Origin of the sequence: Paeniglutamicibacter kerguelensis (assembly GCF_017876535.1) — a bacterium.
In the GTDB taxonomy this organism is placed as follows: Bacteria; Actinomycetota; Actinomycetes; order Actinomycetales; family Micrococcaceae; genus Paeniglutamicibacter; species Paeniglutamicibacter kerguelensis.
Genome location: NZ_JAGIOF010000001.1, coordinates 14,455 through 33,607 on the forward strand (window position 1 = coordinate 14,455; position 19,153 = coordinate 33,607).

Genomic DNA, 19,153 nt, shown 5'->3' on the forward strand with positions numbered 1-19,153 from the left:
CCGCTGCGCAAATCCACCACCGTCGGGGGTGATGGCGTGAAACCCGCCGTCACCCCCGACGTGCACCCCCATCCGTCGCGCACCGGCGGGAAAGCATCAAAGGAAAGTTGTCGGATCCATGGTCGAAATCGATGAACAGGTGAACGTGGCAAAGCCGCGGCGCCAGGCACCACCGCCGAGGAAAAGATCCCACGGGCCCGATTCCCTGGGCGGGACCCTGGCCAAGATCATCCTGCTGGGCATCACCGACGCAGTGGCCGCCTTTGTGCTTTTCCAATTGGCGCTCAGCGGGGAGTGGCTGGTCTTCGGGATCTCGCTGCTCACCACGCTAGCCATCAACTGGATCTACCTGCGCCGCGGCGGACTGCCCGCAAAGTACCTGGCACCGGGCGTGATCTTCCTGATGGTCTTCCAGGTCTTCGTGATGATCTTCTCCACCTACATCGCGTTCACCAACTACGGCGACGGGCACAACTCCACCAAGGAGGATGCGATCGCCTCCATCCAGCTGTCGGCCTCGGAACGCGTCCCCGACTCGCCGCAGTTCCCCACCTCGGTGCTGGAAAAGGACGGCTCCTACTTCCTGCTGGTCACGACCCCGGAGGGCGAGGCGAAGCTCGGCGGCACCGACCGGCCGCTGGCAACCGTCACCCCCAGCACCAGTTCCCCGATGGGGGCCGCGACCGGGGTCGACGGGTATGCGACCATGGACTTCGCAACGCTGCTCCAGCACCAGGCCGAAATCACCGCCCTGGCCGTCCCGATCAGCGCGAACCCCGAAGACGGGTCGCTGAAGACCGCCGACGGGTCCACCACCTACGTGTACACCCCCAAGCTGAAGTACGACGCGGCGGCGGACACCTTCACCGACACCCAAACCGGCGTGGTGTACTCGGACAACGGGCGCGGCTCCTTCGTGGCGCCGGACGGAACCAGCCTGAATACCGGCTGGAAGGTGAACGTGGGACTGGAGAACTTCCAGCGTGCCTTCACCGATCCCAACCTGCAGGGGCCCCTGGTCCAGGTCGTCCTCTGGACCTTCGCCTTCGCGATCCTGTCGGTGGCCACCACCTTCGCCCTCGGGCTCTTCCTGGCGATCACCTTCAACAAGGCGGACCTCAAGGGGAAGAAGCTCTACCGGATCCTGATGATCCTGCCCTACGCGTTCCCCGCGTTCCTCTCCGGCCTGGTGTGGTCCGGGTTGCTGAACCCCGAATTCGGTTTCATCAACAACGCGATCCTGGGCGGGGCCGACATCCCCTGGCTGACCGACCCGGTGCTGGCCAAGGTCTCGGTGCTCGTGGTGAACCTCTGGCTGGGCTACCCCTACATGTTCCTCGTCTGCACCGGCGCACTGCAGTCGCTGCCCGAGGAGGTCGACGAGGCCGCCCGCATGGACGGGGCAAGCCCCTGGCGCATCTTCACGGCCATCAAGCTGCCGCTGCTGCTGGTCTCGCTGGCCCCGCTGCTGATTTCGTCGTTCGCCTTCAACTTCAACAACTTCAACGTCATCTACATGCTCACCGGAGGCGGGCCGCGCTTCGCCGACACCACCTTCGACATCGGCTCCACCGACATCCTGATCACCATGGTCTACAAGATCGCCTTCGGCACCGGCACGGGGCGCGACTACGGCCTGGCCAGCGCCCTGGCCATCCTGATCTTCATCATCGTGGCGGCCGTCTCGGCCCTGAGCTTCAAGAAGACCAAGGCCCTGGAGGAAATCAACCAATGAGCACCATGACCGCACCCGCATCCCAGACCCCGGTGCTCGAGCACCGGCCCGAGCCGGCGAAGGAAAACAGGCCCACGTTCGGGCACTGGTTCAAGACCAAGGGCTGGCGCCACCTGGTCGCCGTCGTCGCCTCCGCCTTCTCGATCTTCCCGCTGCTCTACGTGCTCTCCGCGGCGCTGAATCCCGCCGGCACCATGGCGGGAGCCAGCACGCTGTTCACGGAGATCGGCTTCGGCAACTTCGAGGCGCTCTTCGCCAACCAGGAACGGCCCTTCGGACGCTGGTTCGTCAACACCCTGGTGATCGGCACGGTGACCTCGGTGGCCACCGTCTTCCTGGGAGCGCTGGCCGCGTACGCCTTCTCCCGCATGCGCTTCACCGGCCGCCGGGCGGGGCTGCTGACGCTCCTGCTGCTGCAGATGTTCCCGCAGCTGCTCACCGTCGTGGCGATCTTCCTGCTGCTGAACTACATCGGGGACATCATTCCCGCGCTCGGGCTCGGCTCGCAGCTGGGCCTGATCATGGTGTACCTCGGCGGGGCACTGGGAGTGAACACCTACCTGATGTACGGGTTCTTCAACACCGTGCCGATCTCGCTTGACGAATCCGCGCGCATCGACGGCGCCAGCCACGTGCAGGTGTTCTTCAAGATCATCCTGCCGCTGGTCACCCCGATCCTCGCGGTCGTCGGCCTGCTGGCCTTCATCGGCATCTCCTCCGAGTTCGTGATCGCCTCCGTGGTGCTCACCGACCCCGAATCCCAGACCCTGGCCGTGGGCCTGTACTCCTACGTGGCCCAGCAGCGCAGCGAGAACTGGGGCGTCTTTGCCGCCGGCGCGGTGCTTGCCGCGGTCCCCGTCATGACGCTCTTCCTCTTCCTGCAGCGCTACATCACCTCCGGCCTGACGGCCGGCGGCGTCAAGGGCTAGGGGGCGCGCCCGCAACACCCGCGAAGCACCCTCCCCAAAAAGCACCCCCAAAGAGCACACCCAGGAGCAGCACACCATGTTGGCAGCAGACTCGGCGTTGATCCACGCCCCGCACCACGACGGCTCCGGACTCTACGTCCGGGGTCCGGGCACCCCGCGGGTGGGGAACGAACTGCGGGTGCGGCTGCGTGTCCCGGCCGTCCCCGGCTGCGCCGCCAGGGTCTGGCTGCGCAGCCTGCGCGACGGCGAACCGCACATCGAGCCGGCCGTCCGGTCCGGGGACGAGGGCGCCTTCGCGTGGTTCGAGGCGCCGCTGGCGATGGTCAATCCAGTGCAGCGCTACAGGTGGTACCTTGCGTACACGGACGAGGCCGGGAGGACCGAATACCGCTGGTTCAACGCCACCGGGCTGCACCGCCGGGACGTGCCGGACGCGAACGACTTCAGGATCCACTCCGGCCGCGGCACGCCGGACTGGGTCAAGGAATCGATCATGTACCAGGTGTTCCCCGACAGGTTCGCCAACTCGGGCGCCGAGAAGCCCGCGGCCGCATGGATGGTCGCCTGCGACTGGGACACCCCGGTGGAGGGCAGCAGCGAAAACACCAGCCGCCAGTTCTACGGCGGGGACCTTCCCGGCATCGAGGCGCGCCTCGGCCACCTCGCGGAGCTTGGCGCCACCGTCCTGTACCTGACCCCGATCTTCCCAGCCGAATCCAACCACCGCTACGACGCCTCGAGCTTCGACACGGTTGATCCGCTGCTCGGCGGGGACGCGGCGTTCATCTCGCTGGTGTCCGCGGCGCACGGCCTGGGCCTGCGCGTGGTGGGGGACCTGACCACCAACCACACGGGCGCCGGGCACGAGTGGTTCCTCGGGTCCCACCAGAACCCCGGAGCGCCCGAGGGGGAGTACTACTACTTCAACGAGGACCACAGCGAGTACGAGTCCTGGCTGGGCGTGCCCTCGCTGCCGAAACTCAACTGGAACTCGGACGCCTTGCGCTCACGCTTCATCCTGGACGACGACTCGGTGGCCGTGCGTTGGCTGCAGGAGCCCTACAACCTCGACGGCTGGCGCATCGACGTGGGAAACATGACCGGCCGCCTGGGCGCCGACGACCTGAACCACGAGGTGGCCCGCATGCTGCGGGCCCGCCTGGAAGAAGTGAAGCCCGGTGCCATGCTGCTGGCCGAGTCGACCTCCGATGCGGCCCCCGACGTGCCAGGGGACGGGTGGCAGGGAGCGGTCAGCTACACTAACTTCACCAGGCCGCTCTGGCAGTTCCTGGCCAAGGAACCCGATCCGGAGGCCATCGGCTGGTTCTTTGGGCTGCCGCAGGACGGGCCCGCGCGCATCGACGCGGCGGACTTCATAGCAACCCACCGCGAGTTCTCCGCCGGATACAGCTGGGAGGTTCGGCTGGCCAACGCCAACGCACTGGACACCCATGACACGGCGCGGGCCGCCAGCCACATGATCGAGGGAGGCCAGCTGATCGCCGCGTGCGCACAGTTCAGCTTCCCCGGCATCCCGCTGGTGTTTGCCGGGGACGAATTCGGGCTCGAGGGGTTCAGCGGCGAGGACTCGCGCACCCCCATGCCGTGGGATGCCCCGGAAAAGTGGGGTGCCGACCTGCGGGGGCTTTACGCGGACCTGGCCGCCCTGCGCACCGAACACCGCGCGCTGGTGGACGGGTCGCTGCGCTTCATCCATGCCGCGGGTGACCTGTTGGTCTATGTGCGCGAACACGCGCGCGGATCCGTGCTGTGCGTGATCAGCCGCGGGCCCGTGCCGGAAACCCCGCTCGGGACCGGAATCCGGCTGGAGCGGGACCTTGCGGAGCCGCTCATGCAGGTGGGTATGGCCCCGCAACTGAGCGTGAACGCGGCGGGCGAACTGCTGGTTGGTGCGCGCGGTGCGGGTGCCGTCTTCCACCTGGCGCCGACACCCGGGCCCTGGAGCTAGGACCTGCGGGCGGAATCGCCGACCCGGACCAGGCTGCGTTCCGTTGCCGAGCACAATGGCCAAGTCCGGTTTGACTAGGCAATTCAAGCCTAAGCCGCGATGCCGCCCGGCATGTGCCGGGCCTCGGCGTGGCCGAAGATGGCGCCGAAAACGTGGCCACGGGCGAGTCTTAGGGGTCACTCGCTGTCAGCGGCCTCGGGATCCAGCATCAGCCGGGCCTCGTCCCGGCGGTGGCGCAGCACCGCGTCGACATAGGAGGCCACAGCCTCCTCCATGGGGACGTTGGAGCCGCGCGCCTCGGAAATGTACCAGCGGTGCTCCAGCACCTCGTGCACGATCTGCGCCGGTTCCAGCTTGCCGTGGAACTCGCGCGGGATGGCGCCGGTGATCCTGTCAAAGACGTTGGCCACCCAGTGCGCAGCCACCAATTCCTCGTCCAGGTCGGGGTGCTTCTTGGCCCGGTAGGCGTCCATATCGTTGAGCAGGCGCCGGGCCTGTCCCTCCTCCACGTCCAGGCCGGTGAGCCGCAGCAGGCGGCGGGTGTGGTGCCCGGCGTCGACGACCTTGGGCTGGATGACCAGCTGGCCGCCATCGGGGGAGGTCTTGAGGCTGATTTCCTCCACGTCGAAACCCAGGTCGTTGAGCCGGCGGATCCGCTCATCGACCCGCCAGCGCTCGGACAGGTCGAAGGATTCCTTCTCGTTCAGCTCGGCCCACAGCCCGCGGTAGGCGTGCAGGATCTGTTCGCTGGTGGCAACCGGGTCCACCTTCTCCTCGATGAGCCCCGCCTCCATGAGGTCCATGAGTTCCCCGGCGATGTTCACCCGCGCGATCTCGAGGTCGTATTCGCGCTGCCCGGAGGAAAGCTCGGGATAGAGCTCTCCGGTTTCCGCATCCACCAGGTACGCGGCGAAGGAACCGGCGTCGCGTCTGAACAGGGTGTTGGACAGGGACACGTCGCCCCAGTAGAAGCCGATCAGGTGCAGGCGTACCAGCAGCAGCGCCTGGGCATCGATGAGCCGGGTGAGGGTGTCGCGGCGCAGCTTCTGGGAGAACAACGCGCGGTAGGGCAGCGAGTACTTCAGGTGCCGGGTGACAAGCACCGGCTCGAGGTCGTTGCCGTCGGTGTCCTTGCGCCCCGTGATCACCGCGACGGGTTCCACACAGGGGGCCGCCAGCCGGCGCAGCTTGCGTAGCATGTGGTATTCGTGCCGGGCCACGTGTTCGCCGGTTTCCTTGATGGCGATCACCGACCCGCCCATCATGGCAAAGCGCACCACGTGCCGCGAGATGCCGCGCGGCAACGGGGCAAGGGTGTCCGCCGGCCAGTCCTCGAGCTGGATCTGCCACGGCAGGTCCAGCAGCGCAGGGTCGGCGGTGGCGGAGGTGATGGACAGCGAGCCGGCCACGACGGGGCTGGCCGCGGCCTGAATGCCGCGCGGAAGCTTTCCGGGCTGGACGTAGTTGGTGGGTTCGTCGTGCCATTGGGCGGTGTGGCGGATCATGGGGGTGGAAACCGTCCCTTGTCGAAAGGCTCAGGTGCGCTGGTTCAAACGCGGTGGCGATGGCAAAAAGTATGCCGGATGTGCAAAAGCGGCCGCATTCAGGTGTATTGAATGCGGCCGCCGTTGGCACTTGGTCCGAGCTTACCGCCCGTGGTGACCGGGCTTAGACCTCGCTGGGAACCTGCTCTGCGTGGGCGCCCCGGGTATTGTTGACGTCCGCCAGGCGCTCGCCGGAGGCGGTATCGAAGAGGTGGACGTGGCCAACCTTCGGCAACACGTGCACGGTTTCGCCCTTGAACGGGGGCTTGCGGCCGTCGACGCGGACAACCATCTGGTATTCGGTGCCGCCGACATTGGTGTGTCCGTAGACGTAGGCATCGGCGCCGAGTTCCTCGACGACGTCGACGTTCACTGCCAGGCCCTCGCCGGCGGAAACCAGGTCGAGGTCCTCCGGGCGGACACCCAGGGTCACCGAGTTGCCGGTTGCTGCCTCGAGGGTTGCGGAAGACACCGGGTAGATGGTGCCGCCGAAGGCGACGCCGCCGTTGACCGCCGGCAGTTCCAGCAAGTTCATGGCGGGGGAGCCGATGAAACCGGCAACGAAGACGTTCTGAGGGCGGTCGTAGAGCTCGCGCGGGGTGCCGACCTGCTGCAGCAGGCCGTCCTTGAGCACTGCGACGCGGTCGCCCATGGTCAGTGCCTCGACCTGGTCGTGGGTCACGTACACGGTGGTGACACCGAGGCGGCGGGTCAGCGAGGCGATCTGCGTACGGGTCTGCACGCGAAGCTTGGCGTCGAGGTTGGACAGCGGCTCATCCATGAGGAAGACCTGCGGGCTACGCACGATCGCGCGACCCATGGCAACGCGCTGGCGCTGGCCGCCGGAGAGTGCCTTCGGCTTGCGGTCCAGGTAGTCCTCGAGGTCAAGCAGCTTTGCCGCTTCCTGCACGCGGCGTGCACGCTCTTCCTTGTCGACGCCGGCGATCTTCAGCGCGAAGCCCATGTTGTCGCCCACGGTCATGTGCGGGTACAGCGCGTAGTTCTGGAAAACCATGGCTATGTCGCGGTCCTTGGGAGGAACGTTTGTTACATCACGGTCGCCGATGAGGATTCGGCCGGAGTTGACGTCTTCCAGGCCTGCGAGCATGCGCAGGGAGGTGGACTTGCCACAGCCGGAAGGGCCGACCAAAACGAGGAATTCCCCGTCGGCGATTTCCAGGGAGAGCTTGTCAACGCTGGGCTTGGTGGATCCGGGGTAGATGCGTGAAGCCTGGTCAAAAGTTACAGATGCCATGGGGCAGTAATCCTTTCACGGGCAGGTACGTGCCCGACGGTCCGTTGTGAATGGAATCACAAGCTTCTCATATCAAGTACCAATTCCAAAAGGGCTGACAATTCTCCGGGCCCATTAAGTCGGAATTGCGCCCTTGTATTACCTGAACCTATTTTGACGCCGATATCCCCGGGGCGCAGCACGGCAAAGGCATCTTCGTCGGTGACATCGTCCCCGGCGAACAGCACGGTGGAAGCGTCGGCGACCTCGCGCAGCCAGTCCAGCCCCTCGCCCTTGGTTCCCGACAGCACCGTGGCTTCAAGGACGGCCTTGCCGTCCAGGGTCCAGAGGTTTTCGATGTTTTCCAGCCTGTCATGGGCCGAACGTATGGCCTTTGACGCCATGTCCTGTGCCGCCCGGCGCACATGCAGGACCACCGAGGCGGGCTTGTATTCGACGCTGGTGCCGGGGTGGTCGGAGACGACCGACTCGAGCACCTTGATGGCCTTGTCCAGGGCAGTCGACTGTTTCACGTTGAGATCGATGTGCGTGGCATCGGTGCCGAAGCTTTCCGGAGCCCAGCGTTCGGTGCCGTGGCTGCCCACCAGCAGCGTTTCAGTCGGCGGGTTGGCCACGGCGCGAAGGGAAGCCAGATCGCGCCCCGATATCAAGGCCGTGACGGTGTTCTCCAGTGCAGCCAGCCTGCCCAGCAGCTCCGCGGAGGCGGGCAACGGGCGGGCGTCGCCCGGGTGGTCGACCAGCGGTGCAAGGGTTCCGTCAAAGTCCAGGGCAACCAGAAGGATCTGGGCATCGACTAGGGTTTCGATGGCGTCGGCCAATTCTGGCGACAGGGGTCCCATGGGTTTGTACCTGGGTCCTTTCAGGGTTGGAGCGGGGGAGTGCGTGCTGGGAAGACCAGCCAGGCGGCGTTGTCCAGGCCGCTGCTAGACGAGGGTGTCGACAGGCAGGGGCTGGGACAACGCAGTCAGGAACGTGTCGGACCATCGGGCCACGTCGTGTTCCTTGAGGTGTCGGCGCATCCTGCGCATGCGCCTGGATGATTCGAGCGGATCCATATGCACTGCGCGCAGGATCCCTGACTTCATGCCGTCGATGTCGTGCGGGTTCACCAGCACCGATTGCGTGAGTTGGTCCGCGGCGCCGGCGAATTCGGAGAGCACCAGCATGCCGCTGTTGTCGGTGTGGGCGGCCACGAATTCCTTGGCAACCAGGTTCATGCCATCGCGCAGGGCGGTGACAAGCATGATGTCGGCGGCCAGGTACAGCGCAATCATTTCCCGCAGCGGATAGGAATGGTGCAGGTAGCGCACGGCCGTGTGTCCCATGGTGTCGTGTTCGCCGTTGAGCGAACCGACCATGAGCTCCACCTGGTCCCGCAACTGGGCGTAGCGTTCAACGTTTTCACGGCTGGGGCTGGCTACCTGGACCAAGCAGGTCTGGCCAACCACGAGTTCGCCGTCGGCCAGCAATTCGCCGTACGCCTTGAGCCGGTGCCTCAGTCCCTTGGTGTAATCGAGCCTGTCAACACCCAGGAGCACGGTCTTGGGGTTCCCCAGTTCCTTGCGGATTTGCTTGGCCCGGGCAATGATCTCCGGGTCATGGGCCAGCTCGGCAACCTGCGCCGTGTCGATGGAGATCGGATGGGCCTCGGCCCTGCAGATATTCCTGGTCGAGGCGCTGCCATCCAGGTGCGCAGGCGGAATCGCCCACGAGCCCTTGACCGTGCGATCCGTGTAGCGGCGCATGCTGCGCAGGAAATTGCTGGCATCCGCCGTGCGCTGGAAGCCCACCAGGTCCGCCCCGGCAAGCCCCTCAAGGATCTGCCGCCGCCAGGGAAGCTGGGAAAAAATCTCGGGGGAAGGGAAGGGAATGTGGTTGAAGAAGCCGATGCGCAGGTCGGGGCGAAGCTCACGCAGCAGCTTGGGCACCAACTGCAATTGGTAGTCCTGCACCCACACTGTGGCGCCTTTGTTGGCCACCTTGGCCGTGGCATCGGCGAATCGCTTATTGACCTTCTTGTAGTTGTCCCACCATGTGCGGTGGAACTCCGGGGGAACAATGACGTCGTGGTACAGCGGCCAGAGAGTCGAATTGGAGAAGCCTTCGTAGTACAGCTCAAAGTCCTCATCATCCAAGGGGACCGGAATCAAGTGAATATTCTCGTTCTCGAACGGTGGGAGTTCTTCGCCAGTGGCTCCGTGCCAGCCGACCCAAGCGCCATCGGATTCCTGCATGACCGGTGCGATGGCCGTGACCAATCCACCCGGTGAACGACGCCATAGTAGTTCTCCGTCTTCGCCCTCAACCCGGTCCACCGGCAGCCGATTGGCAACCACAATAAAGTCATAGCCCCGATGCGCAGGGGCAGGTGAGGGCTCGTGATCTTGATCGGCCATCATAGTGATCCTCCAGTTCGCGAACGCCTAATTGTTCTTGAGCCTAGGTTAGCCTCAACACGGAAGCGACACTATGACGCCAAGGAACACCGCGTCAGTGCCCTAAACTGGTGAGGTTGGGGGAGTACCAAACCTACGTAAGGGACGATTGACCTATGGCATCCGATAGCCAGCGGCCGAACAAGGCCGAGCGCACCGCGAGCGCACGCGAGCAGGCGCAGAAAATGCGTGTTGCCCAGGAAGCCGCGGACAAGCGCAAATCACTGTTCATCAAGCTCGGCGTTCTCGTTGCAGTCCTGGCGGTGGTTGCCCTTGTCGCGGGGATCATCTTGCAGAACAACTCGGGCAAGGTCGCCGACGCGGGCAATGCCCCCAAGGGCGGAAACGCCGCCGGCGGCATCACGCTGACCTCGGACAAGACGCTGGCTGATACCTCCGGCATCACGGTCGACGTCACCAAGGCCGGGACTCCTCCGCAAGGCTCGACTCCGCCACCACCTGCACCACGCGACGCCAAGGCCGCGGCCAAGGGCGATCCGGTCAACCTGTTGATCTACGTGGACGTGAACTGCGTGCACTGCGCAGATTTCGAGGACAAGTACGCCGACCAGATCGCCACCTGGCTTGCCGCAGGCGACGTCAATGTGGAATACCGAAACGTTGCCTTCCTCGATCGGGGTTCACCGACAAACTACTCCTCGCGCGGTGCCAACGCACTGGCCTGTGTTGCGGATGCCGCACCGGCTTCCTACCTGCCGTTCTCCAAGGCTTTGTTTGCCCACTACCCGCAGGGAGAGATGAACAACAAGGCCCTGGCCCAGTTGGCCAAGGACAACGGCGCGGATGTCGCCAGCTGCATCGAGAAGGGAGACTTCCGCCCGTTCGTGAAGTTCACCGACGAGGCGGCCCGTGTGGATGCCATTGCAGGCACCCCGAGCATCTTCGTCCAGGGCAAGGAATGGAACCAGACCGCAAACCCTGACTTCGTTGCCTTCGTCAACGAACAGATCGCTGCCAACAAGTAATCCAAGGCACCGCATCTTCACGATGGCCGGGTTCAGGACCGCTTCAGGCGGTCATGAACCCGGCCATCCGTTTCCCCGCGGTTACGGCCAGCTCCTGTCGGTTTTTTGCTGCGGGTATTTGTCGGCTACGCTTGATCCTGCACTTGCGTTGCAATGACGCAATTAGTTGCACGCCTCCTTAGCTCAGTTGGCCAGAGCACCTGTCTTGTAAACAGGGGGTCACCGGTTCGAATCCGGTAGGAGGCTCCACTTTAGCTCTTCTGAACACCCTATTATCCCCAAGAATACGGGGATAATAGGGTGTTTTGCTTTTCGGCTATCAGCCGTGAATCCGGCTGAAGAAATCGGATCCTCCAGATAGCCTCCAGATGGATACTGAATAGTTTCAAAAATTTGCGACCAAGGGGTGATCTGAGAGTGCGGCCCCCTGTCCGCGAATATGTACCTGCTGTAATTTGGTCGTGATGATAGGTCAGCAGGGCTCCGCATTCTGGATAGTATGCTGCTGATGGCTTGATCGTCTGCTGTTTTCCAGCATCTCACCATAGTGTGCGGGGCATTGTGGACTGAAATAAGGATCTCGACCGCCTCCTGAGAGGAAGGCTCCGCCCCCGGTTACCGCCCCGCCGTCTATGAAGCTCGCTGCTAGGCCAACTGGTGTCTGGCCCATGCGGGGATGTGGCACGGGTGCGGGCCTGCTGCCACTTGGCCGGCCCCGCACAAGTTTTATGCTAGTGGGTATGACCCAGCCAAGCTCCTCCTCCATCCGCGTGACCACGGGCTCGGGCGCTGTCTACCTGCTTGATCGCGAGACGCAGCAGATGGTGAGGCCCCCTTCACCAGGTGGTGATCGGTGGCCTGAAGACGGGTACGCGGTGCCCTGCAAGATCCTAGTGGCTGAGGTTGGCAAGTGCCTGGAGCTGCTTAAGCGCTTCAGGGGTGAAGACCCGGACTTCATGCTAAGTGCCTCCATCGGGGTGGTGTCGATCGAACCGGTGCCGGATGAAGATCCCTGGCACTGGAAGCCGCGCGAGCCAACGTCTCACGCGCAACCTTGAACCGGTTTGAAGACGGCAAGGGCGGCAGGATGGACCACTTTCTGGTCGTTGCAAAGGTTCTGGGAATCAGCGACGACATCCTCAGGGCGACCGACCCGTGGAGCACTGACCTTGGCCGAGCCCGAGCACACCTCCTGGGCCGGCAGAGAGCTTCTCGCCGCGGATAGACACCGTGCAAGCAAACTGCCCGCCACCAATCGGGGACGGGCAGCCTGCGTTAGAACCTGGTGCCGCAGAGCGAGACGTTGTTGACTAGTTTGTTCATGTGCCCAGCGGTGACAGCCTTGCCTGTTACCTTCACTAGCCCACTGCCGGTGTTCAACACCTGACGCGAGATCGCCCCGTTTGGCGTTTTGTTGACGAACCTCAGCCCAGCGCCGGCCGCCTTGAAGGCCCGGTCGACGTTCCCTACCATTCGCATCGAGCTGGCATTGCTGGAGATGAAGCGCAGCAGCTGGGTTCGGGCGCACCGGGCGGTGTGCCGGTTGGTTTCGTAAGCCACCCATTCCATTTGAAGCAGCGATTTCTCACCGAGCCCGGCGCCGACCATCATCACAGCTTTTTGCACGCTTGCAGCATCGCCTGCGACCGTCTTCTTGGCAACCGACCGATACAGGTTACGCGCCTTGCAGTCATCCTTGAGCCAGAGGAATCCGATTTTTACACACGAGGGCTCGCTGTCATAACTTGCCGTCTGGGCGGGTGTGGCGACCGCGGTGAGGCCAAGGGCCAGGACGATGATCGTCCAGAGTTTCAGGATCCGTTTCACGGGAACCCCTTTCGGTAGAAGGCGGGGCCCACCAAATCGGATGACCCCTCACCTACTAGAGTGCGGCTGTCTGACTTCTCTCTCCACTGCCTCATTTGGCGCGTTGGTGCAGTCCGTTTGGGGCTTCAGGCATTGCCGATGCCACAGGTGCGGTGCGGCCGGATTCAAGATGCGGGACCGCAACCAGTCGAACAGTAAGACACCGATTTTGGTTGATTTACTCGATGTAATCACGGTTATCGGCAATCCATGAGCATTGCGGAAACCCAGCGCATGGCGCCACGACCTCAAGCATTGCCATGCGTTCTTCGTTCCTTTGATCGGCGCATTACGTCCCCGCCGACGGCCGAAATGTGAAAGCACGCATGGCAACCGTTAACCGGCATCTGACGTGGTTCAGAATCCGGTAGAGTCAAGAGTCAAGATCGTCATTCGCAATGGGGGAACATTGAGAAAAATACTCGCTACCATCGCTCTGTCCAGCCTGCTCGCAACGGGAACCTTCACCCACGCAGTCACCCCAGCGCAGGCAACGAGCGCCACCTCGAACGAGCAGGTCAGCCCCGAGCACCAAATCACCAACGCGTCGGTCGAAATCCACAACGACCCGCGGTTGCTTGCCCTGGGGTTCACGAACGACATCGCGTACGCCGGCGGAACAGTCACAGCACACGCCACCGCCGAAGGCGCCGAAAAGATCGAGTACTTCTGGGTCGGCGTCGACTACGTCACGCCACAAGACGACTGGACCGACAACGGCCCGACCTGGACCTTCGACGGCATCAAGATTCATCACTACACGAACCACGTCATGTGGGTTCGCGCTACCTGGCCGGACGGTGGGGTGCGCATCAGCGAAACGCCATTCATTGCCGACTGGGCCCGAGGAACCTCAGCCACCTTCACCGCTCCGGCTTCCATCCGCCCGGGCGAAAGCATCTCCGCGAACATCGCCAAGCTCAGCGCCATGACCGAAGCTGCCGGCAACATCGGCGAGACGCGATACAACTGGTACGTGCAGTATCCGTCCAAGGACGGCCGCATCTCAACGCTGCCTGTCGCCACCGGCATGAAGCCTCTTGTCGTCCAGCCATCCTGGAAGGGCAGGGAGCTGATCCTGGAGGTGCGTGCCTCGACGCCCCAGGGCTGGGTTCCGGAGCGATCGAAGGTCCATATCCCGATCCAAGACGTTGCACCGGCACCGGTGAAGGTGTTCCTCCCACCGCTTGCCGCGGGCCCAAACACATTTTTTGACGCCAAGGTCACCCATGTCGCGCCTGACACCGAAGTGCAGATGCAGTGGATCCACAACGGCAAAATCGTCCAGGACTTCACCTCTGATTTCGGCTTCCAGTTCAACCCGAACGGAACCGTCGCCGGCGACACACTCCAGGCCAACGCACGCTCAATTTACCCAGATGGAACCGTCACTGCACCCGCGGCGTCAAACAAGATCGTCCTAGCCACTCCGACGTTCAAAGCCCCGGCAACGATCATCACCGGCAACGCAACCGTCGGGCAAAAGCTGACGGCTGAGCGCGGCTACGGGGTCGTCCCGCAGACCGTGAAGACGAGCAGACAGTGGCTGCGCGATGGCAAACCTATCACCGGCGCCACCGGAACCACCTACAAGCTGACCGCAGCGGACGCCGACAAGAAGATCTCTGTCAGAACCAGCTACAAGCCGTTCGACCGGGTGGCAGTGGCATCAACATCGAAGCCGACCGGTCCGGTCGAACGCATGGTGATGAGGGCCGGTGCGCTTTCCGCAACAGGAACGGCCAAACCTGGCAAGACACTGAAGGCAAAGGCTCTCAGCTGGAAGGCGGGCGCCACGTTCAAGTACCAGTGGCTGCGTGAGGGAAAGGCCATCAAGAGTGCGACCAAGACTTCGTACAAGCTCACCAAGGCTGATGCCGGCAAGCGGGTCTCCATCAGGGCAACCGTTTCATACCCCGGGTACAAGACGATCGTGAAGGGAAGCACCTCCAGGAAGATCGCCAAGCGCTAGCCGACGCGCGGAACGGGCATAGGCACAATGGTTCTCTTGCCGTAACCATTGTGCCTATGCCGCGACCCTTGGCGTCTGGTTCGGGGAGCGAGAGTCCCGGCGAGGATTCTCAAGTCCGCCCCCCAGAGCGCGATCCGGTTTAGGGAGTCGGCGCGCGCTCATCCGTCGACCTCTACGAGTCTTCGCACTCCAGTTTGCTGGCAAGGACGATGCTGACTACACTTTCGGCACCCACTCGGGGCGAAATGAAAGAGAGCCATAGCACGGGGTTGCGACGAAGCTCGACCGAACGTCGCAGAAGCATCCGAACGAAACCCCAAGGATGTTCAGCAGATGAACGCGCCTACAGCCCTGAGCGTGCACTCCGTGCTTGAGGAAACCGATCTCTCCGAGGGAAAGGGGGTCACCGGTTCGAATCCGGTAGGAGGTTCCACCGAAATCCCCGTGATTTCGCGGCAGAAATGCCCGCGAACACGGGGATTTAATTTACCTAAAAGTAGTCCGAATCAGCGGATCTTCCGCATTGGATCCACATGGAGACTTTGGCGAAAACAAAATTGAACCGTTCCTGGCGCCTAAGCACAACATCAACCCGGTTCACAGGGTGCGGTCACGGCTCTCGGTATCCAAAGGATTGTGTTCACCGGCCTGCTCGATGTTGAGCCCCTGATGCTTCGAGAGCACTAGCCTCCAAAGTATTTCCGATCCCGCGTGGAGGCCGAGCAGCATCGGCTCACCCGCGACAACCTTGATTGCCACGTATCGTCAGGTGCGGATCCAATCTGTCCCAATTCTGGGCGCCTTCATCGTGCCATTGAGTTTTACTCGAGTCGCAATCCGTCAGCAGAGGCGAAGATTTGAACCAAGTTTGGTCACGAGGATTGTGGTCCAGCGGCTGAGATGGTGCCGGATTCCACTGCCCCGGTTGTTGCCGGTCATTTGCGGTAGCTTTCAAACAAACCCTAGTAGACTGCAACTGGTACCAGAGCCTCCAAGGAATACATCATGTTGAACTCGCTCGACCTCGGTGCGCCTCCGCTCCCAAGGCGCTGCCATTCACAAGAATGCTGCCCGAACCACGATCGACCACACCAAGTTGCAGCAAGCATTCGACAACGTATTCCAGTCCATCGATGAGATCGACAGGATTAAGACGGAAGCAACACAGCCGATGAAACTGACCGTGCAGGTTCTTGAGGGGCAAGTAAGTCGCGAGCGACGTCAGCTTGAGCGAAATCACGCCTCTGACGCAGCCACGATGCACACACAAAGGGGGTAATGATGTCTCGCTTCACTATACGGAACGTCTTCAAGGTTGCGCTTGTCGCCGTATTTTTTCCTTTCATCGCTTTTCTGGTACTCATCATCGGGATGGGTGCTAAGAACAAGAAAGTGATTTTTGAGGGTGTGATCTACGGCGCCGTCTTCGTTCTTGCCTTTTCCCTTCCTGGAAGCAGTGGTGTTGTTGCCGCCCTCGCGGCAATGGGCTTGTCAGCCGTGCGGTCCTACATGCTTCGCGATCTCTGGATTCCCAGGAGGGGTCGGAAACCGCAGCTTGGCGCTCCGGCCCAGGCGAACTCACCTGCGTTTCCCCCGGTCCAGACGGACTCACCTGCGTATCCTCCCTTCCAGCAGCCCCCGGCAGCAACTTCGTTAGCCCGGCCGGCGGACGATCTGTCGACCTCTCTGACATGGGTGAGCTCGCTCGCCAAGCAGAACAAGCACCGCCTTCCCGCTGATACGTACGTAACCATCCTGGAAACCTGCCAGATGCTGGACTCGGTCATCGACACGGAAAGCCGGCAGCCTTCCGCCGATGCGGGGTTTGAATATGAACTAGAAGCCGTGGTGAGCGATTACCTACCGTGGGTCCTTCAGGGATATCTGGCCATACCGCCGAGCATGGTGGAAAACCGGCAACCAAACGGAAAAACGCCCAACGAGGAACTGGTCGAGCAGCTTGGGCTCCTCCTCGGACAGGCCGAGACGCTGCATGCCACCCGCCACAGCCAAACTTCGGCGGATTTGACCATCACGGGAAATTTCCTGAGAGAGCGGTTCGGGCATCGCCAACAAGGTGGATCCGGCTTCGGGCTCAAGTAAGCGATCGCGCCCGTAGGTGCTCGCGTTTCGTCGAGAGGAGTGCGGACACGAGCCCTCGTTGTGGACAATCGTCGAGATCCCCTGTGCTGCCTGCGCGACGGCGAATGCATCAATCTGAAGTTACGTTTGGGGTTTGCCTAGGAACCGCATGGTTCCGGGGGCAAATCCTCTTTTTGGGTCGAAAATTGTAGCCACTAAAATATTAGTGAAAAGTCCTCCAAACCGACTTCGATAAATATATGCAATGCGCATGATGTGGAATCAACTGGCGATGCACGTAGCCAAAAACACATCCCGCCGGGTGAACAAGGCCGAGGCTGAGGTCGAGTACCGTTCGGTGCCGGTGCGCCGATGAACGGGAAATGATGAATGCTGCCTGAGCGAACTCGATCGGTGTTGAAATGCCCTTAAGGCTACTGAAATGCGGTATTCCCGGTTAGGCTTTTTGAAACGCACTAATCAGGGGGACTATTGAAACGATTGCTGACCGCTGTTGCATCGGCAACAATGCTGTTAACGATGCTTGCTTCGCCTGCCCGTGCCGAATGGGTGATCGCGGTGGGGGATTGCATCGTCGGGGAAAAAGAGACCGTCTGCACCGGGCCGAACATTTCGGGGTTGGCCAAGTACCCTGAAATAACTTCTCTCGACTTGCGGGTTGTTCCCAGCGACCTTCATGTACTGCAGGATCTTCCGGCGTTAGGGGGTTTGAAGCTTGGCAACGACGGCGATACCGTCCCCGTCCCGAGCGACGCGCTCAAGCAACTTGCTTCACTCGGTATCGAGGATCTCAAGTTGCGGGCCCCTGCCCAAGACCTCTCCGTTCTTGCATCCATGCCGAAGCTACGGTTCCTTGATGCATCAGGCACTGATTATTCAAGGGCTGGCCAGTCCTTGAAAGATTCAGCCACCTTGGAGACTCTTCACATCGGAGGCGGCCCAAACACCGACCTATCCGACCTTGCACAATCGCAAAGTCTGAAGAGCGTAGCATTCATATTCAGGTTCAAAGAGCCGGTTGTGAAAGTCGGCGAAACATTTACAGTACCCACGTTTAAAGGACTTGACGGTAAGTCGTTCAAGTTCAGCCAAAGTGAATATGACGAAGCCGCGCGCCCTGCCGGAATGAACACTTTTACGGCTATCCATCCCGCCCGGTCGTCCTACATGGAGTGGGACTACTACGAGACGCCGGTACAAGCGGGCGATCGATCAATTGGCATGTCGGTTTATGTGGCGGAAGGAGCACGCTTTACAGCCACTGACGTGCTGAAAGCGACAAAGGTAAAGGTATCGCCTGAAGATGAGACTGCCACCAAAGGCACTTACCTCTTGGCCCGCCCCGAATCTTATAACTACCCGGAATATAAGAAGGGTTACTCTTGCGAGTGGTTCCGCGATGGCAAAGCTACTGGGGTGAAGTCATGCACTTACAAGCTCACGACGGCTGACTCGAACAAGAACTTGGATGTCCTGGTCACCGTAACTGCTACTCAAATTGCAAGCTCATTCCTGACCCCGGTTGCCACCAAGCACCGGGTCAAGTACACGGTGCTTGACCTCTTCAATCACAAGGTCAAGGTCACCGGCACGACCAAGGTCGGGTCAAAGCTCAAGGCGGAAACCGGCAAGACGCCGTCTGGCACCAAGAAGTCCTACAGGTGGATGCGCGACGGAAAATCCATCAAGGGTGCAACTCACAGCACGTACACCCCCACAGCGACCGACCTGAACCGGCGCCTGAGCGTTAAAGTTTCGGCCTCAAAGTCCGGGTTCGTTTCCTTGTCGAAAACGAGCAGCAAGACTGCCAAGATTGGCAAGGGTTCCTTGAAAATCAAGAAATACCCGGCCATCTCCGGTAGCCATAAAACCGGCAAGACCCTCAACGCGAAGTCGGGGACCTGGTCGGCCAAGCCGGACAAGTATCGCTACCAGTGGTATCGCAACGGTGCGGCGATCAGCAAGGCGAGCAAGTCCAGCTACAGGTTCAGCGCGAGGGACCATGGCAAGGTGATCTACGTGAAGGTCACGGCGCACAAAAAGGGCTATGCCTCGAAATCCGTCAACTCTCGCGTCAGGTAACACCGAACCTGGATGCTTGGGTCCCTGTCCATCGGACACGCGTATTCCTGCGTAGCCGCAAGAGTGCGCGTGTCCTGACCTTGGCCCTGGGAATCATGGTCGGGAGCTGGCCTCATTTACCAAAGAGTCTCAGGACCTAGGAGGAGCTCCAGCCAAATTCCCCGTGGTTCCGAGGCAGATTTACCCGGAACCACGGGGAATTTTTCGTTTTTCTACGAAGCGTGGTGGTTCTTCCCGCTCCGATGATGTCGTGGGGATAGATTCGGCACCCTTGCTG

The 19,153-nt window shown here is 61.9% G+C and carries 14 protein-coding genes and 1 tRNA gene; 10 read left to right on the top strand and 5 right to left on the bottom strand.

The genetic code is table 11. From position 1 onward, the window contains the following. Positions 1-118: 118 nt before the first annotated feature. The 3 genes from JOF47_RS00075 to JOF47_RS00085 all read left to right on the top strand — a co-directional run bounded on the left by JOF47_RS00075 (position 119) and on the right by JOF47_RS00085 (position 4,633). Positions 119-1,735: an ABC transporter permease subunit gene (locus JOF47_RS00075; RefSeq protein ID WP_209995139.1), complete on the top strand. Its 1,617-nt coding sequence runs from the start codon at positions 119-121 to the stop codon at positions 1,733-1,735. Further along, a complete protein-coding gene (locus JOF47_RS00080) occupies positions 1,732-2,664 on the top strand; it encodes a sugar ABC transporter permease (RefSeq protein ID WP_209995141.1) in 933 nt (310 codons plus the stop codon). Before JOF47_RS00075 ends, JOF47_RS00080 begins: the two co-directional genes overlap by 4 nt. A gap of 76 nt (positions 2,665-2,740) precedes the next feature. Next, the gene (locus JOF47_RS00085; protein WP_209995142.1) at positions 2,741-4,633 is read left to right on the top strand and encodes a glycoside hydrolase family 13 protein; all 1,893 of its coding nucleotides are present in this window, start codon (positions 2,741-2,743) and stop codon (positions 4,631-4,633) included. Positions 4,634-4,809: 176 nt separating this feature from the next. On the opposite strand, the gene JOF47_RS00090 is transcribed toward JOF47_RS00085, so the two are convergent. The 4 genes from JOF47_RS00090 to JOF47_RS00105 all read right to left on the bottom strand — a co-directional run bounded on the left by JOF47_RS00090 (position 4,810) and on the right by JOF47_RS00105 (position 9,831). After that, on the bottom strand, positions 4,810-6,138 hold the full coding sequence (locus JOF47_RS00090; protein ID WP_209995145.1) for a DUF4032 domain-containing protein: 1,329 nt from the start codon (positions 6,136-6,138) through the stop codon (positions 4,810-4,812). A 163-nt stretch (positions 6,139-6,301) separates the two neighbouring features. Next, positions 6,302-7,432 (bottom strand): ABC transporter ATP-binding protein, encoded by a 1,131-nt coding sequence (locus tag JOF47_RS00095; RefSeq protein ID WP_209995147.1) that lies wholly within the window; start codon positions 7,430-7,432, stop codon positions 6,302-6,304. Positions 7,433-7,488: 56 nt separating this feature from the next. After that, positions 7,489-8,271, bottom strand: coding sequence for a trehalose-phosphatase (gene otsB, locus JOF47_RS00100; RefSeq protein WP_209995149.1), 783 nt, complete (start codon positions 8,269-8,271; stop codon positions 7,489-7,491). Between the two features lie 84 nt (positions 8,272-8,355). Then, the gene (locus JOF47_RS00105; RefSeq protein ID WP_209995151.1) at positions 8,356-9,831 is read right to left on the bottom strand and encodes an alpha,alpha-trehalose-phosphate synthase (UDP-forming); all 1,476 of its coding nucleotides are present in this window, start codon (positions 9,829-9,831) and stop codon (positions 8,356-8,358) included. Positions 9,832-9,983: 152 nt separating this feature from the next. Between JOF47_RS00105 and JOF47_RS00110 the strand changes: the two genes are divergently transcribed. The 3 genes from JOF47_RS00110 (at position 9,984) to JOF47_RS00120 (ending at position 11,911) form a co-directional block, all read left to right on the top strand. Next, positions 9,984-10,853 carry a DsbA family protein gene (locus JOF47_RS00110; protein ID WP_209995152.1) on the top strand — a complete coding sequence of 290 codons (870 nt, stop codon included), beginning with the start codon at positions 9,984-9,986 and terminating at the stop codon, positions 10,851-10,853. Positions 10,854-11,025: 172 nt separating this feature from the next. Next, a tRNA-Thr gene (locus JOF47_RS00115) sits at positions 11,026-11,102 on the top strand. A 491-nt stretch (positions 11,103-11,593) separates the two neighbouring features. Beyond that, complete coding sequence (locus tag JOF47_RS00120; protein WP_209995154.1) at positions 11,594-11,911, top strand: hypothetical protein; 318 nt, start codon at positions 11,594-11,596, stop codon at positions 11,909-11,911. 217 nt (positions 11,912-12,128) lie between these two features. Here the strand turns inward: JOF47_RS00120 and JOF47_RS00125 are convergent, their stop codons facing one another. Next, positions 12,129-12,680, bottom strand: coding sequence for a hypothetical protein (locus JOF47_RS00125; RefSeq protein WP_209995156.1), 552 nt, complete (start codon positions 12,678-12,680; stop codon positions 12,129-12,131). Between the two features lie 448 nt (positions 12,681-13,128). Here JOF47_RS00125 and JOF47_RS00130 point away from each other — a divergent pair, with 448 nt between their 5' ends. The 4 genes from JOF47_RS00130 to JOF47_RS00145 all read left to right on the top strand — a co-directional run bounded on the left by JOF47_RS00130 (position 13,129) and on the right by JOF47_RS00145 (position 18,876). Then, a complete protein-coding gene (locus tag JOF47_RS00130; RefSeq protein WP_209995158.1) occupies positions 13,129-14,691 on the top strand; it encodes a hypothetical protein in 1,563 nt (520 codons plus the stop codon). Positions 14,692-15,718: 1,027 nt separating this feature from the next. Next, positions 15,719-15,970 (top strand): toxic anion resistance protein, encoded by a 252-nt coding sequence (locus JOF47_RS22420; protein ID WP_209995160.1) that lies wholly within the window; start codon positions 15,719-15,721, stop codon positions 15,968-15,970. Further along, positions 15,970-16,794, top strand: a complete 825-nt coding sequence (locus JOF47_RS00140) for a hypothetical protein (protein ID WP_209995161.1) — start codon at positions 15,970-15,972, stop codon at positions 16,792-16,794. Before JOF47_RS22420 ends, JOF47_RS00140 begins: the two co-directional genes overlap by 1 nt. Positions 16,795-17,265: 471 nt before the next feature. Next, complete coding sequence (locus tag JOF47_RS00145; RefSeq protein WP_209995163.1) at positions 17,266-18,876, top strand: hypothetical protein; 1,611 nt, start codon at positions 17,266-17,268, stop codon at positions 18,874-18,876. Positions 18,877-19,153: the final 277 nt, after the last annotated feature.

Bases quoted from the DNA above. Each gene is read 5' to 3' on its own strand.
- JOF47_RS00075 (WP_209995139.1), top strand. From the start codon at position 119: ATGGTCGAAATCGATGAACAGGTGAACGTGGCAAAGCCGCGGCGCCAG.
- JOF47_RS00080 (WP_209995141.1), top strand. From the start codon at position 1,732: ATGAGCACCATGACCGCACCCGCATCCCAGACCCCGGTGCTCGAGCAC.
- JOF47_RS00085 (WP_209995142.1), top strand. From the start codon at position 2,741: ATGTTGGCAGCAGACTCGGCGTTGATCCACGCCCCGCACCACGACGGC.
- JOF47_RS00090 (WP_209995145.1), bottom strand. From the start codon at position 6,138: ATGATCCGCCACACCGCCCAATGGCACGACGAACCCACCAACTACGTC.
- JOF47_RS00095 (WP_209995147.1), bottom strand. From the start codon at position 7,432: ATGGCATCTGTAACTTTTGACCAGGCTTCACGCATCTACCCCGGATCC.
- otsB (WP_209995149.1), bottom strand. From the start codon at position 8,271: ATGGGACCCCTGTCGCCAGAATTGGCCGACGCCATCGAAACCCTAGTC.
- JOF47_RS00105 (WP_209995151.1), bottom strand. From the start codon at position 9,831: ATGATGGCCGATCAAGATCACGAGCCCTCACCTGCCCCTGCGCATCGG.
- JOF47_RS00110 (WP_209995152.1), top strand. From the start codon at position 9,984: ATGGCATCCGATAGCCAGCGGCCGAACAAGGCCGAGCGCACCGCGAGC.
- JOF47_RS00120 (WP_209995154.1), top strand. From the start codon at position 11,594: ATGACCCAGCCAAGCTCCTCCTCCATCCGCGTGACCACGGGCTCGGGC.
- JOF47_RS00140 (WP_209995161.1), top strand. From the start codon at position 15,970: ATGATGTCTCGCTTCACTATACGGAACGTCTTCAAGGTTGCGCTTGTC.